Origin of the sequence: Desulfitobacterium chlororespirans DSM 11544 (assembly GCF_900143285.1) — a bacterium.
GTDB classification, from domain to species: Bacteria; Bacillota; Desulfitobacteriia; order Desulfitobacteriales; family Desulfitobacteriaceae; genus Desulfitobacterium; species Desulfitobacterium chlororespirans.
Genome location: NZ_FRDN01000009.1, coordinates 154,046 through 167,490 on the forward strand (window position 1 = coordinate 154,046; position 13,445 = coordinate 167,490).

Consider the following 13,445-nt stretch of genomic DNA (forward strand, 5'->3'; position numbering starts at 1 on the left):
GTTCGCCATCAAACTTTTGCTAAAGAGCCCGGCAGGGCCTTTGGTATAAGCATAAATCCAGTTCCTTTTGGCATTATGAAAAAAAGCCGCTGACTGATACACAGCAGCGGCTTTCGTCATAATGCTATTTAGACATTGGTTTTGACTATTCTACCTTATTTGTCTCGCAACCTTCGCTCCCACAGCCGCAGCTGCTTGAGCATCCTGAGCATCCGCCGCTCTTTCTCGTTTTATACACATTGCGGCCCGCCAGAGCAATGACAGCAAGGAGAACGGCACCGATAATTAAATTCACTCCATTGGAGCTGATCCACTCAAGCATAGCATTCACCTTCTTATCCTAAAAATCAAACTCACCTAATAGGTTTCACCCTTTGACAGGAATCCCGCTGACTCTCGGGGTAGGCCGGCCGGGTCTAAAGAGCAGATACAATAACCCTGCGAAGACAAGGGCTGCGACGGCTGTACCTACAGTAAATCCTGCACCAGCGAACAAAGAACCAAATTGGAATACCAGGAAAGCAATGGCATAAGCGAAAACCATTTGATAACCGATGGCAAACCAGGTCCATTTCATATCATTCATTTCCCCTTTGATGGCTCCGATAGCTGCGAAGCAAGGAGCGCACAAAAGGTTAAAGACTAGGAAGGAGTAAGCGGAAAGGGCGGTGAAATGAACGGCAATGGCGCTCAGGCCGCCAAAAGCCCCTTCTTCAACCAATTCCAGAGCATCCCCTGATACTCCGTAAAGAACCCCGAACACGCCGACCACTTCTTCCTTAGCCACCAGACCCATTAAGGTAGCTACCGTACTTTGCCAGGTGCCGAAGCCAAGGGGAGCAAAAATCGGTGCGACAACGCCGCCAATAACAGCCAGAATACTGGCATCCATGTCTTCAACCATCTGGAAGGATCCTTCAACCATACCGAAGGAGGACAGGAACCAAATAAAGATACTGGCTAACAAGATGATGGTTCCAGCTTTTTTAATAAAGGAGTAGCCCCGTTCCCAGGTGCTGCGCAGGACACTTCCCGCAGTGGGCGTATGGTAAGCCGGCAGTTCCATGACAAAGGGAGAAGGGTCTCCGGCAAAACGGCTGGTCTTTTTGAGAATAATACCAGAAATGACGATAGCAGCGACTCCGATAAAATAGGCACTGGGAGCAACCCACCATACACCGCCGAATACCGCACCGGCGATCAACGCTACGATAGGCATCTTGGCACCGCAAGGCATAAAGGTGGTGGTCATAACGGTCATTCTCCGGTCACGATCGCTTTCAATGGTCCGGGTGGCCATAACTCCAGGCACACCGCAACCGGTACCAACCAGCATGGGGATAAAGGATTTCCCGGAAAGACCAAAGCGACGAAAGATCCGGTCCATGATAAAGGCGATCCTCGCCATATAACCGCATTCTTCAAGAATAGCCAGCAAGAAGAAGAGAACGAGCATTTGGGGAACAAAGCCCAGTACCGCCCCTACCCCGCCGACGATCCCATCGACGATAAGTCCGGCCAACCAACCGGCTGCACCGATTTCCTCAAACCAGCCGGCTAAAGGCTCGCTGATCCATTCTCCAAAAAGGGTATCATTGGTGAATCCGGTGAGTATATCACCGACTGTAGTAATAGAGATATAATAGACCAAAGTCATGATGACGGCAAAAATAGGCAAAGCCAGCCAGCGATTGGTTACCACCTTGTCGATCTTATCCGAGGTGGTGATTTTAGAGGAACTCTTCTTAACATAGCTTCCCTTTATAATAGAAGTAATAAAATTATACCGGGCATTGGTGATAATGGATTCGCTATCATCATCCAGAGCATCTTCTACCGCAAGAATGATCTCTTCCACATTCACAGCGGTCATTTGTTCCAGGATTTTCTCATCCCGTTCGAAGAGTTTTATGGCATACCAACGTTTTTGCTCCTCAGCAATACCACCCGGCAGCTTGCCGCTAATTGCCTTGAGAGCTTCTTCGATTTCCGATTGAAAGGCAAGTTTGGCAGAACGGCTTTTCCCATTTTGTGCTGTCTTTACTGCTTGAGCAGCTAATTCAGAGATTCCCATTCTTTTAAGAGCGGAAATCTCCATGATTTCACACCCTAAAGACTTGGAGAGCTTCTCGATATTGATCTTATCGCCATTTTTGTTGACGATGTCCATCATATTAATGGCAATGATGACAGGAATCCCAATCTCAGTGAGTTGGGTTGTAAGATATAAGTTCCGCTCCAAATTCGAGCCGTCAATAATATTAATAATAGCGTCCGGCTTTTCACCGATTAAATAATTCCGGGAGACGACCTCTTCCAGGGTGTAGGGTGAGAGGGAATAAATTCCCGGCAGGTCAACGATGGTTACATCCTTATGTCCCTTGAGCTTGCCTTCTTTTTTCTCTACGGTCACTCCTGGCCAGTTTCCTACAGTTTGGTTAGAACCCGTAAGGGCATTAAACAGGGTGGTTTTTCCACTGTTAGGGTTCCCTGCCAGTGCAATTTTCAATGGCATCTTTTTTCCTCCTTCTAAAAAGTTAGCATCAACTAACTATGGGCCAAAAAAATAGAATCTTACTACTCAACTTCGATATTGGCGGCATCCTCTTTGCGAATGGAAAGCTCATACCCACGAACATTCAGCTCAATGGGATCTCCCAAAGGTGCTACTTTACGCACAAATACCTCCGTGCCTTTCGTCAGACCCATGTCCATAATGCGGCGTTTAAGAGCCCCTTGACTATGGAGCTTTACTACCGTTACTGTTTGACCTACCTTCACATCCTTCAGGGTAGACATTCCAGTTCCTCCTTCATTGTCCTTCATCAATCTTCATTGCCAGAGCTAAAAAGAACTTCTTTCTGCTCTTTATACTTTAACCGTAAGAATCCGTGTTGCCAGGGATTTATTCACTGCAACCCGAGTATCCTTAACAGCAACAATGACATTACCGGCAAGCTCAGTGACCACGGAGATCACTGCTCCTTCTATAAAGCCTAAGTTCTCCAAAAAGCGTTTGGTGTTGTCTCTTCCTTTGATAGAAACGACTTTGACTTCCTCACCGGGAGCTACCATGGCTAAGGGCATTGAACCTGCAGCAGGTGCCAAAGCGGATCCATTCATGTTTCCAATTGGGAGACCAATAGTTTGTGTTGTCATTATGATCACTCCTTAATCCACAGAATACAGTAAGGCAACGCTAACTAGGTATAGTTTACCACCGCTAACTTCATTAATCAATATATTTTCTATTTATTTCCCGACAAATTTAATAAGAATTGCACAACAAAAAATAATGCCGGAGAAGGCAGCCGAACCTGTATCCCGGCTTCTGCCTTCTCGGCATTTATTCGCGGTAAATCATTATTTATTATGGGCAACTTTATCACAGGTTAAAGAAACGCACGCCCAAAATAGAGAAATACCCTTGGGAAACCCCGATGAAGACGGCTCCCAGAGAGACCAGAATAGTGGCTACGGAATAATACATAAACTCCCGCCGCAAAGACTCTCCAACTTGTTTACCTTTTAAGAGCATCATGGAGAAGATGGTAGCCAAACCCGCCCCCAGAAGGAGAAAGGGGATCCCCGCCAAGGCCGGAATCAAGATGGAAATCAAGACAAGCCCTAATCCCCACAGGCCTTTCATGCCAATAATGAAGCTCAAGGTGAAGCCAAACACAAAGCCTCTCGTAAATACGATGAGAAAAATCAAAGGGGTCCCGATGACGGTCAAACCAAGCAACCAGATACCAGCCATAATGATAAATTGCTCCCTGGCCAGCTGAATAAGGAAGTTGGTGTCAAGAGTGGTAGGCTGGCTGGCCAGCAGCTTGTCCAGAAAACCGCTGAGTTCCTGAGTTTCTCCAGTGTTTAACGCTCCCACACCCACTGCTCCGAAGATGACACCTGCCAGATAGACACTGACCAGAGCCAGATAAATCACCCAATATTGTCGGATATGCTCGCTAAGTTTACGCATACCTCCAGCCTCCTGTCTATAGCCACGCCGTGGCTCCCGGCACACTGGAATCATGTGCCGACATCCTCTATAGACATCCTATTCGGAAAGCTAGGAAAGTATGTCCACTACCTTGCCAAATACTCCTCCCCCACCCGCCTGAAAGAGAAGCTTTCCCTGGCGGGAAAGCTCTATCCAGCGGGCAGCCTTTTCCCCCGCTACCTTCACCAGCTCTTCTCTGGGGACCTGATGAAGCACATTCATCTCCGTCCCAAAATGCTGGAGTAAATTCCGCACCATTTTCGGTCCGATTCCCGGCAAATCCTTAAGGGGCAACTGATAAATATACCGCGGATCCGGTTCAGACGTAATTTCGGCATCGGCAATACTGACCAAGCGATCCAATACACCCATGACCACCTGCCGGCCCCCGCAAGCAGGACATTCCAGCAAGGGCGGCTCCCCTTCAACGACCTTTTCGCAAACCAAGCAATAGGTACGGTGGTATTTGCCAAACACAGGGGGCAGCCCATAGTTGACCAAAACTTCTCCCTTAATCTTATAGACCAGTTCCTGCAGTCCCAGAAAGGATCCCTCGGCCAAACTCAGCAGATTATACTCCCGGGCGATCTTAGGCAGAGAGTGGGCATCTGAATTGCTGAAAAGCACGGCCTGACCCAATTCGCGGATGGAACGTGCCATTTGCCGGTCCGCGCTCAGACCAATCTCCAGGGCAAGAGGCATTCCTGGCAAAACATCAAGAAGGCTTTCACAGCAATTGCCATAAATCCCTTTGTGGGGTGTAAAGGCGTGGGCGGGCAGCCAGATACCCTCCCCAGCCGCTACAGCTTCCAGCCATTGTTCCACACCCAGATGAGCTTTTTGCGAGCTGAGCTGCCAGTTCTTCACATAGGGCCGCAATTTACGGATATAGTTTTCCAGATGGTTCAAGGTCGGGAAATAAGCAAGAAAATGTGCCGCCCCCGTCCCCAGCGAGAGTTCAATTTCCGTACCTGGGATAATGATCAATCCTTGGGCCGTATATCCTCCCCCCTCAAGGGGTTGGAGTACCCCTTCCTGAAGCAAGGTGCGGAAATCCTCCCGCACTCCCTGGGATTGGGCATCGATGATCCCGATCATGGAAAGACCTTTGATATCACGGGCTACCTGGATGACGCCGGGCAGATTCATGGTCTTGGCCGCTGTAATCTTGACTGCTTTGCCATCTAAGCTTTGGCCGATGTGAATATGAAGATCCGCGTAATAATTGGTCACTGCTCTTTACCCAATACCAGCAAAATTCCCAGTATGGTCTTAGCATCACGGAGTTCTCCGGCCAGGACCATTTCTTTTGCCTTCGTCCAGGCAACACTCTCGACATTTAAAAATTCATCCTCGTCAGCCTGCAAGGGATCCCAGACTAAATCCGTCGCCTTATAAAGATGAATGACTTCATCTGTAAAGCCGGGAGTGGTATAGATACTGATCAGATGTTCCAATGTCCCCCCATAGCCGGTCTCTTCCCTTAACTCACGCTCCGCACAAGCTAGAGGCGCTTCCCCCGGGTCCAGTTTCCCTGCCGGGATCTCCAGGGTTATTCGCTCGATAGGATAACGATACTGTCGCACTAAGAGCAGTTCCTCCCCTTTAAAGGGTAAGATTCCTACAGCACCCGGATGTCTAACCACTTCCCGGGTAGTTTCCGCCCCATTGGGCAAACGAACCGTATCCCGGTCCATTCTCAACATACGCCCGGCAAAAATGATTTCTTTTTCTATGCATTTCTCTTCCAGCCCCGCGTCCTCAATCACGCCGGCCTTTTGTTGAATAAAGTGATCACTCATAAACTATTTCATCTCCCAAAGTATCGATCTTATTTAGTCTGTCCGTTCCCTATTCATTATAGCATACTGTCTTAGGTCCTTGAAATGAAGCCAAAATTCGTAGGATAGTCTCTGCCTCGAACCCTTTATAAACGAAAAAAGCGGGCAGCCGCAGCTACCCGCTCAGGTTTTCCTATCTAGTTACGAATCTCCAATCCTCCCTGCATCTTCAGAGTGTTTAAGTCATTAGCTTTCAAATAGCTGTTGGATAAAGTGTAAATCGTATCTCCAATAGTGAGGCTGCGGGAAATATCCCGGTTGTAATCATAGCGCCCAGCCTTTTGAAGATTCACCACTGCTCCCGGAGGATGGTGGGTTATCATCCCTTTCAGGGTGAAGCCCTTCTCAGCAGAAAGATTATAGACAAAGGCTCCTTGGAAAACCGGCTGCCCATAGGCCAGGCGCGGGTCTTTTTGAGCCAGGTAATCATCTTTGCTTACGGTGGCCGGGTCGATATCGCAGACCGTCACCGGGAAGGCCAGGATGCCTTTCTCTTGATCGAAAAGAAGGGCCTTATGGTTAGAGAACAATTCCGACTCTGTTCCCCTGTCCCCGATTTCAATCTTAAATTTCTCCTGGGGGTTGTTCACATCACTGACATCAAAGAGAGCCACCTTCATACCAAGATAATAGGCATTTTTCACCGTTCCTTCTCCGGACCAGTGAGGTTCTTCCACTTCTATGGCTTCTTTGCCAAAGCCGATAATATGATTCTCATCATAAGGATGGAGGTAATTGCTGTAGCCCGGGATCTTAAGTTCACCGAGAATAACGGGACGATTCGGATCTTTTAAGTCCAGAACGAACAAGGGATCCACTGTTTTAAAGGTGACCATATAGCCTCTATCACCCATAAAACGAACCGAGTAGATTTTCTCTCCGGGAGCGATGTTTTCTATTTTCCCTGCTTGCTTCATGTTCTGATCCAAAATATAAAGATTATTGGTCAGCTCCGCTTCTCCTGTCCGGATCGGCAATTTCTGAAGGGTGGTTGCAATCCGGAAATAGCCGTTATGCTCATCCATGCTGAACTGATTGAGGATATTGCCGGGTACGCTGCCCATCCCTAAATACTTTGTATCTCCAGCCTGCAAATTGAATTTATAAACGCTGGTGTTCACTTCTGCCGGCATGACCGCAATCATTCTGGATATGGCAGAGGTATTGCTGCCTGCCGTATCAGCCGGCTCCGGAAGGGGCTGGACTTGCTCGTATTTATATTCGGGTACGGCCCATAGAGATTTTCTAAGGAACTGTAGATATTCTGACCGGCTCCCAGATAAGTTTTTACTTCCGTCTTTTTGGTACTCAGATTGCCGAGATCAATTCCGGCAATCAGCAGGTAATTCGGTTGAGGAGACCCCGGAAAATAGCATATTTCTTCATAACCGATCCGCTGAATCTCCCCGCCTTCAAGACTGTCCCGATAGCCGGGGGTCATCAGCGCCTCCGGTTGCTCCTGCAGCCGGTAAAGGGAAATGTATTTATTATTGACCAGATAGAGAATATCGCCGATTTTTCTTGAGGAAAGATAGCTTCCGTCAAGCTCTATTTCCCTGACCTGTTTGAGATTGCTGCGATCAGCCAGATCATAGATCAGAACCTTGACACTGTTTTCAAAAGGAGGAGCCGGTGCCGGATAAACTTGTCGCCAGTCATAGCTTTGGTTGAGAATAACGGTCAGATGCCGGTCGTCCACATACATCTCCAGCGGATGGACTTCCCCGTCAAACTGCAGTGTAGCAACGACTTCCATCTCCTCCACCGGATAGGCTTTGGCGATGATCAGCTGATTATCGGTGATCTTATAGATGTATTCCCCGTCTGTTTTAACCGTATCGGCCTCATCTACACCCTGGACCTGAACATTGGTTTCGGAATAATCCGGCTTACCATTTTGAACGACGGAGCCGGCCCTCGCGGCACCATCACCGTTTAAAAGCCCCCCCATTGCAGAAGAATCGGCTGGAGCTCGTAAAACACTCTCAGCAGCAGCCATATCGCCACCGCTGTACATCATGATATTCTGAGTATGGGATTGGGCTTCCGCCATCAGTTTCTTGAAGTTTTCAAAAGAACCCACAGTCGGCAGCGGTTCCACCGGCACCTCCTGCCCTACCTCTTGCGGCCCTTCCGCCCCTATTTTTTTATCGCCGCTTGCTGCTATCGTCTTCGTCTGGTAAGCATTCCAACCCAAAAGGGTGATTAAACAAGCCATCACCAGAACCAAACCCATCTTTTGCCTCTTCACCTGTTATCCCTCCTTATCCATATCCTTTATCCGTCTGCCTCATTTTTCCTTTATTCTATAGACGTAAAGAGCGGGGAAAAACTGTTTCCTGCGGTTGCCCTATTCTCTTGTTTCATGAATTTTTTCTTTAAGTTTCTGAAGTCCGATATACTCAATTACCGCATGACGTCCGATATTATTTAAGGAGAGTACTTCGGTTAAAAGGCGTCCGGTTGTATAAGCTCCCACAATAGATTGATTCAATGCGTCAATCCCTTGCTGGCATTCCGTTCTGCCTAAAAGATAATCTGTTGAAACATCGTAAAAATCAGCCAATTTAATAATTGCCCGGGTCTGAAGATCACATTCTCCCTGCTCACATCTGGAATAATGCTGTTGGGTTGTGCCAATAACTTCCGCAATATCCCGTTGCCTCAAATCTTTATCTTCGCGAAGCCCGCGGATTATTTCATAGGATTTTTTCATACTTTGCCCCTTCTACATTTTATTTGTGTATAAAATAATATCAGACACATTATTGATGTATTGACTTAAATCCACGATTGATGTACAATATCCCAGAATACATTTATTATGTGTAAATAAGGGGCTTTTTATTCATGGTTACCGGTCTTGTGAATCTAAGTTTATATTTATATAGAATGTATCGAAAAGACCAGCATAGTTTGCGGATTACATCAACCGATTCTCAAAATGACGCGCATAGGCGCGTCATTTCCTTATACTCCGGAGAGAAAGGTGAATAACAAATGGTTTTTAATACTTTAGCAGAAGCCTTAACCATCATTCAGGCACTGGAATCGGCAAATACATCGATTTGCATTACCGACACTGACCATAAGATCATTTATGAGAGCTCGAAGAGCGGGTATAAGCTGAATCTCTCCCCTGATCATCTTAATAAGCTTGAAACTGGCTTCTACCATTCTGCAAATGCTGCCTTTAGAGTTCTGTTAAATGATAACTCCCTTACTACCATAACTACACTACCTGTCCTCATTGCCGGCAGACCTTATTCATTGGAATTCAAACAACTTATCCGGCAAAATACGTATTTTAGCCTGGAATCTTACCACTTCGAAAATTTATCCATCCATCAAATCAAGGAAATGGCGATCACAGACTCCCTTACCAAACTTTATAATCGACGATATATCGACGAACGGCTGCCTATTGATATACAAAGTTCTTTTGAGCTGGCTCGGCCCTTAAGTATTCTCTTTATAGATATCGATTATTTCAAAAAGATCAATGACCAAAATGGACACGCAGCAGGGGACCAGGTGCTTCAAAAACTGGCTCTGCTCCTGCAAAAGCAGCTTCGCAGAGGAAGCGGCTGGGTTGCCCGGTACGGCGGCGACGAACTCCTCATCTGTCTGCCGGGCAGTGGCAAAAAAGTCGCCAGAAGCATTGCCAACCGACTCAGAGAAGCGATTGAACATTGTCCTTTTTATTTTAAAGGAAAAGCCATAAATATTACCTGCAGTATAGGCGTCCAAACAATCTTCAAAGATTCCGGCGTTGTCAACATAGCGGAATTGATAGCTATGGCAGACCATAATCTATATCAAGCCAAGAACGAAGGACGTAATAAAGTGCACTAATTTTAAATATAAGTTATAAAAACACTAGGAATCAGATCCGACTTTTCGGCTTAGAGTTGTAATCTCCTAGCTTATTGGCTATTATAATATTCGGTTCAATCCATTACATTTTGAAGGGTGAGGGATAATGTCTACAGATTTAGCCGAACTAACGAACCAACCATTGAGGCCTTGGATATTGGGTATTGCCTGGTTGTGCTTCACCATCTTTACGATCCCGGTAAAGCGATCAAAGAAATGACCAGAACCCTTAAGCCTGGAGGTCAGCTGATTATCGGCGATTTTGGTTCTCACAATTACAATCTGAATCCAGTAAAATGTTCCTCTTCAAAAGTTAATTTGAACCATGTGTTACTATATAAACGTTTTCAATTCAAAAACCCTTTCGCTTTTTTCACATGGGAAAAAAATCTTTCACCTAATTTTATTTCAAAATAGTATTTCCATATTGTGGCATTTTCTATAAAAGTTCATAAGCTATAGTATCTTCACACAAAGGAGGAACTCAAAATGGCATTAGGCACTGGTTGCGCAGGCGGTTCTAATTTCGGTGCAGGTATTGCGATTATTGTGGTTATCATTCTGTTGTTAATTGCCTTAGGAATCGTATTCTAAAGAAAATCTAAAATATTAGGAGGTAAAACTATGTTCGGAATGGGTAATATGGGAATGGGCGGAGCATGTTGTCCTCAACCTGTTATGCCAGTCAGCGGCGGCATGGGTGCAGGGGTCGGCGTAGGCATTATCGCTATCGCTATCTTGATTCTTATTGCTTTGGGCGTGATTTTCTAAAAACTGGCAGATGGAGCATGGCAGAACTACTTTTAGGAGTAGCCGTCCATGCTCCTTTTTCTCCAATTTTCCATACTTACCCCAAATTCGGAATCGCTTACGAATTTACGACTAATCCGGGCTGTTTTCAAGGCAACCAGGGGCAGTATAAGTATTTCAACAGGATTGGACGGCAAAAAGAAGCAGCCCAAGGTTCAAATGCCCTTGGACTGCACTTCTGTACAGGACTCATAGCCTACACTTTTGTTCCCTATTCCGGCTTTAAACGGCGCTGATAATAGATGAAGACCGGAAGAGGAATGACGATCCAACCAAAGCTCTTAATCAGGCTGTTTAAGGCCCGTTCCCTGGATCTGTTTTTCTCATCATTCACTAGGGTCTGGTAATCTGCTTTGAGCTGTTCTTCGCTTTTTTCCACAGCAGGGGGCGTAGTTTCCGTTGTCCCTTTATCATAGCTCTGGCTCCTTTTATACTCTTCGAAAGACATATAGTAACTCTGGGGAGCCAATAAATCCGCCACAGCCATAAAGGCCGCCACACTGCCCCCGATCGTCATCATCAGGGTAGCAAACAATATCAAATAGGTGTATACAGTCTTAATCATTCCTTTTCCCCTTTCTTTCTGCTCGGATGGTTCTTCATTCCGATGTTGTGAGCGCACTGCTAAGGCAATTCCTGCAATAACCAAGACAACTACTATTAAGGCTATACCTAAAACCATCATTAACGAAAATCCCACCACTATTTCCCCCTCCTTTTTTCCATAGTATCACGACTTCTGTTTATTAGTATAGACGATCAAGAGGAAATCTTTCTTCTTCTCCATCTAAAAATATCTATAAAATCCATTGGAGTTATCTGCCGAAGAAGCTTCACTTTATAAGTAACCCTTCACCTTTGTTCCCCTAATGTCTTTCAGACATTAATTTAAATTTTAAATTTATCGATATATTGTTTCAGATCTGTCACTGTAGCCAAATTATTTTCTGAATTGCTTTTAATCTCCTTCATATGGTCCAAGATCATTTCGGTTTGCTGGAAAATCCCCTCAACGCTTTCGGCACTTGCTGAAATACTGCCGGAAACCTCGCCTGTTCTTGTGGATACTTCATTGGTTGACGCGCTGATTTCCTCGGAAGTAGAACTTAATTCCAGCATGATGGCATTGATATGTTTGGCATCACTGGCATACTTCGCCCCTACACTTACCATGTTGTCATAATTAGCAAGCACATCTTTTTCAATAAACACCAGAACCTGCCGGATATTGTCCACCAGTTTATCCACGGAAACAATGACCTGACGAGAGATCCCTTCAATTTTTTGCACGGTCAACGCCGTACTTTCCGCCAGTTTTCTTATCTCATCGGCAACAACCGCAAATCCTCGACCGGCTTCTCCGGCTCTGGCGCTTTCAATGGCAGCGTTTAAGGCCAACAAGTCCGTTTGATCGGCAATGGCGTTTATCTCACTTAAAAGGTGAATCATTTCCTCTACTTTTTTCACTTCGGATATGGCCTGCTCCACACCGGAACGGGTTGTATCGTATATTGCCTTAGTTTTTTTAATAGAATGGTTCGAATCATCCTGTAGTTTTTGCGCCCTATCACTTACTTCATGGGAAGAAACCGCCCCTTCTTCTGCTCTTTGGGAGATGGAGGTCAATGCTGCATCAATCTCCGCAATAGCCCGGGTGATTTCGCCGGTAGAGGCCGCCACCGCTTCCATCAATTCATTGATTCTGGCAGTCTTTTCCGCCGAATCCTGGACAGTATCTTCTACCCGCCCTGCTAAAGAATTGAAATCATTGGCTTGTTGCGTCAGATCTTGTACACCGTTTTGTGCGCCGCTGATAAAATTTCTTAACTGAGCGGACAGTTCATTGAGGGTTTTCGCCAGCAAGCCTATTTCGTCCTCAGAAGTATGGTTGATTTCCTGTATGTAAATCTGCCCGTTGGCATCTTTTTCGAAGGCCTTGACCAGGGCGTTGAGGGGATCGGAAATTCTCCGGCTGATTTGTAAACTAATGACTGCCAGAATAATCAATGCAGCGGCAGTAATCAGAACAGATACCATGACGATTTGCCTGAGATGGTTCCCTAATTCCTGATTTTTCTCCTGTATCAAAGCATCAATCGTGTCGACATAATTCCCCGTGCTGATTACCCAGTTCCAGGGCTGAAATTCCTTGGAATAGGCTCGTTTCGGGCTGAGTTCGTTTGTCCCCACATCATTGGGTTTTTCCCACATATAGTCTGAATACCCGCCGTTTTCATTTTCCTGGGCCGCCTTGAGCAGCTGTTGGATCAACTTGACTCCGTTAGGATCGGTCAGTTCCCGGCGATCCGTTCCTTCCTGATCCGGAAGCATGGGATGGGCAACGAGAATACCATGAACATCATCAATCCAAAAATATCCTTCGCTCCCATAGCGCAATTCCTTGACTGCCTTTTTAGCCGTTTCCTGGGCTTCTGCTTCTGTCATCAGACCCTCTTGGCATTGTTTATAATAAAAATCCACAAGATGGACTGCGGTCTCCACTTCACTTTTGATCACATTATCGTAATCATCATACAGCATTTTTTTAATGGATTGTCCCTCCAGCTGATTCCAGCCTATCAGACTGACAATGTTATAAGCGCCAAACAGGCCGATTAAGAGACCTGAAGAAATTAAAAAAGATAATAGTATTTTGTATTTAATTCTTTTCACACTGTTTTGCCTCCCTTTTCACAAATACTGTTGCTAGTGTTCGTTAAATAATGTTGCGTTTTGGCTTAATTTCAGAAAAAATAAGTAACTATCGCCAATTGATCTATCTCATTATAACTCTTTAATAATTTTTATAAAATAGCGTTCTAATTAAATAAATGTAATATTTTTTTATAACTTTTATTTAATAAAGATTCTCCTTACACACAACTAAGGCAATGGCTGGAGTTGCACTTACACTG

Annotated in this window: 16 protein-coding genes; 4 read left to right on the forward strand and 12 right to left on the reverse strand. The window is 45.6% G+C overall.

Annotation, left to right across the window (positions count from 1 at the left end; genetic code table 11):
• Window positions 1–145: 145 nt before the first annotated feature.
• From BUA14_RS15175 to BUA14_RS15215, 10 genes are all read right to left on the reverse strand, one after another.
• On the reverse strand, window positions 146–322 hold the full coding sequence (locus tag BUA14_RS15175; protein ID WP_072773382.1) for a FeoB-associated Cys-rich membrane protein: 177 nt from the start codon (window positions 320–322) through the stop codon (window positions 146–148).
• Window positions 323–367: 45 nt separating this feature from the next.
• Window positions 368–2,515 (reverse strand): ferrous iron transport protein B, encoded by a 2,148-nt coding sequence (feoB, locus tag BUA14_RS15180; protein ID WP_072773383.1) that lies wholly within the window; start codon window positions 2,513–2,515, stop codon window positions 368–370.
• A 62-nt stretch (window positions 2,516–2,577) separates the two neighbouring features.
• Window positions 2,578–2,799, reverse strand: coding sequence for a FeoA family protein (locus BUA14_RS15185; RefSeq protein WP_072773384.1), 222 nt, complete (start codon window positions 2,797–2,799; stop codon window positions 2,578–2,580).
• A gap of 69 nt (window positions 2,800–2,868) precedes the next feature.
• Complete coding sequence (locus BUA14_RS15190; protein ID WP_072773385.1) at window positions 2,869–3,159, reverse strand: FeoA family protein; 291 nt, start codon at window positions 3,157–3,159, stop codon at window positions 2,869–2,871.
• A 226-nt stretch (window positions 3,160–3,385) separates the two neighbouring features.
• Window positions 3,386–3,982 carry a stage II sporulation protein M gene (spoIIM, locus tag BUA14_RS15195; protein WP_072773386.1) on the reverse strand — a complete coding sequence of 199 codons (597 nt, stop codon included), beginning with the start codon at window positions 3,980–3,982 and terminating at the stop codon, window positions 3,386–3,388.
• Window positions 3,983–4,072: 90 nt separating this feature from the next.
• Window positions 4,073–5,236, reverse strand: coding sequence for an endonuclease Q family protein (locus tag BUA14_RS15200; protein ID WP_072773387.1), 1,164 nt, complete (start codon window positions 5,234–5,236; stop codon window positions 4,073–4,075).
• Window positions 5,233–5,805 (reverse strand): NUDIX domain-containing protein, encoded by a 573-nt coding sequence (locus BUA14_RS15205; protein ID WP_072773388.1) that lies wholly within the window; start codon window positions 5,803–5,805, stop codon window positions 5,233–5,235. Before BUA14_RS15205 ends, BUA14_RS15200 begins: the two co-directional genes overlap by 4 nt.
• Before the next feature lie 176 nt (window positions 5,806–5,981).
• Complete coding sequence (locus tag BUA14_RS28755; RefSeq protein WP_282433371.1) at window positions 5,982–6,977, reverse strand: beta-propeller domain-containing protein; 996 nt, start codon at window positions 6,975–6,977, stop codon at window positions 5,982–5,984.
• 8 nt (window positions 6,978–6,985) lie between these two features.
• Complete coding sequence (locus tag BUA14_RS28760; RefSeq protein ID WP_282433372.1) at window positions 6,986–8,095, reverse strand: beta-propeller domain-containing protein; 1,110 nt, start codon at window positions 8,093–8,095, stop codon at window positions 6,986–6,988.
• 99 nt (window positions 8,096–8,194) lie between these two features.
• Window positions 8,195–8,560, reverse strand: a complete 366-nt coding sequence (locus BUA14_RS15215) for a helix-turn-helix domain-containing protein (protein ID WP_072773389.1) — start codon at window positions 8,558–8,560, stop codon at window positions 8,195–8,197.
• Between the two features lie 284 nt (window positions 8,561–8,844).
• Between BUA14_RS15215 and BUA14_RS15220 the strand changes: the two genes are divergently transcribed.
• The 4 genes from BUA14_RS15220 to BUA14_RS15230 all read left to right on the forward strand — a co-directional run bounded on the left by BUA14_RS15220 (window position 8,845) and on the right by BUA14_RS15230 (window position 10,766).
• On the forward strand, window positions 8,845–9,699 hold the full coding sequence (locus tag BUA14_RS15220; RefSeq protein WP_072773390.1) for a GGDEF domain-containing protein: 855 nt from the start codon (window positions 8,845–8,847) through the stop codon (window positions 9,697–9,699).
• A gap of 117 nt (window positions 9,700–9,816) precedes the next feature.
• Window positions 9,817–10,137 carry a class I SAM-dependent methyltransferase gene (locus BUA14_RS28540; protein WP_282433373.1) on the forward strand — a complete coding sequence of 107 codons (321 nt, stop codon included), beginning with the start codon at window positions 9,817–9,819 and terminating at the stop codon, window positions 10,135–10,137.
• A gap of 207 nt (window positions 10,138–10,344) precedes the next feature.
• Window positions 10,345–10,491: a hypothetical protein gene (locus tag BUA14_RS27975; protein ID WP_015944616.1), complete on the forward strand. Its 147-nt coding sequence runs from the start codon at window positions 10,345–10,347 to the stop codon at window positions 10,489–10,491.
• Window positions 10,492–10,508: 17 nt separating this feature from the next.
• Window positions 10,509–10,766, forward strand: coding sequence for a hypothetical protein (locus BUA14_RS15230; protein ID WP_143153471.1), 258 nt, complete (start codon window positions 10,509–10,511; stop codon window positions 10,764–10,766).
• Here the strand turns inward: BUA14_RS15230 and BUA14_RS15235 are convergent.
• Both BUA14_RS15235 and BUA14_RS15240 read right to left on the reverse strand, forming a co-directional pair.
• Window positions 10,742–11,233 (reverse strand): hypothetical protein, encoded by a 492-nt coding sequence (locus tag BUA14_RS15235; protein WP_072773392.1) that lies wholly within the window; start codon window positions 11,231–11,233, stop codon window positions 10,742–10,744. The genes BUA14_RS15230 and BUA14_RS15235 overlap by 25 nt on opposite strands.
• A gap of 185 nt (window positions 11,234–11,418) precedes the next feature.
• Window positions 11,419–13,203, reverse strand: coding sequence for a methyl-accepting chemotaxis protein (locus BUA14_RS15240; RefSeq protein WP_072773393.1), 1,785 nt, complete (start codon window positions 13,201–13,203; stop codon window positions 11,419–11,421).
• Window positions 13,204–13,445 lie beyond the last annotated feature (242 nt).

Excerpts from the sequence above, each read along its gene's own strand:
- BUA14_RS15175 (WP_072773382.1), bottom strand. The coding sequence starts at position 322 with ATGCTTGAGTGGATCAGCTCCAATGGAGTGAATTTAATTATCGGTGCC.
- feoB (WP_072773383.1), bottom strand. The coding sequence starts at position 2,515 with ATGCCATTGAAAATTGCACTGGCAGGGAACCCTAACAGTGGAAAAACC.
- BUA14_RS15185 (WP_072773384.1), bottom strand. The coding sequence starts at position 2,799 with ATGTCTACCCTGAAGGATGTGAAGGTAGGTCAAACAGTAACGGTAGTA.
- BUA14_RS15190 (WP_072773385.1), bottom strand. The coding sequence starts at position 3,159 with ATGACAACACAAACTATTGGTCTCCCAATTGGAAACATGAATGGATCC.
- spoIIM (WP_072773386.1), bottom strand. The coding sequence starts at position 3,982 with ATGCGTAAACTTAGCGAGCATATCCGACAATATTGGGTGATTTATCTG.
- BUA14_RS15205 (WP_072773388.1), bottom strand. The coding sequence starts at position 5,805 with ATGAGTGATCACTTTATTCAACAAAAGGCCGGCGTGATTGAGGACGCG.
- BUA14_RS28755 (WP_282433371.1), bottom strand. The coding sequence starts at position 6,977 with ATGCCGGCAGAAGTGAACACCAGCGTTTATAAATTCAATTTGCAGGCT.
- BUA14_RS15215 (WP_072773389.1), bottom strand. The coding sequence starts at position 8,560 with ATGAAAAAATCCTATGAAATAATCCGCGGGCTTCGCGAAGATAAAGAT.
- BUA14_RS15220 (WP_072773390.1), top strand. The coding sequence starts at position 8,845 with ATGGTTTTTAATACTTTAGCAGAAGCCTTAACCATCATTCAGGCACTG.
- BUA14_RS27975 (WP_015944616.1), top strand. The coding sequence starts at position 10,345 with ATGTTCGGAATGGGTAATATGGGAATGGGCGGAGCATGTTGTCCTCAA.
- BUA14_RS15230 (WP_143153471.1), top strand. The coding sequence starts at position 10,509 with ATGGCAGAACTACTTTTAGGAGTAGCCGTCCATGCTCCTTTTTCTCCA.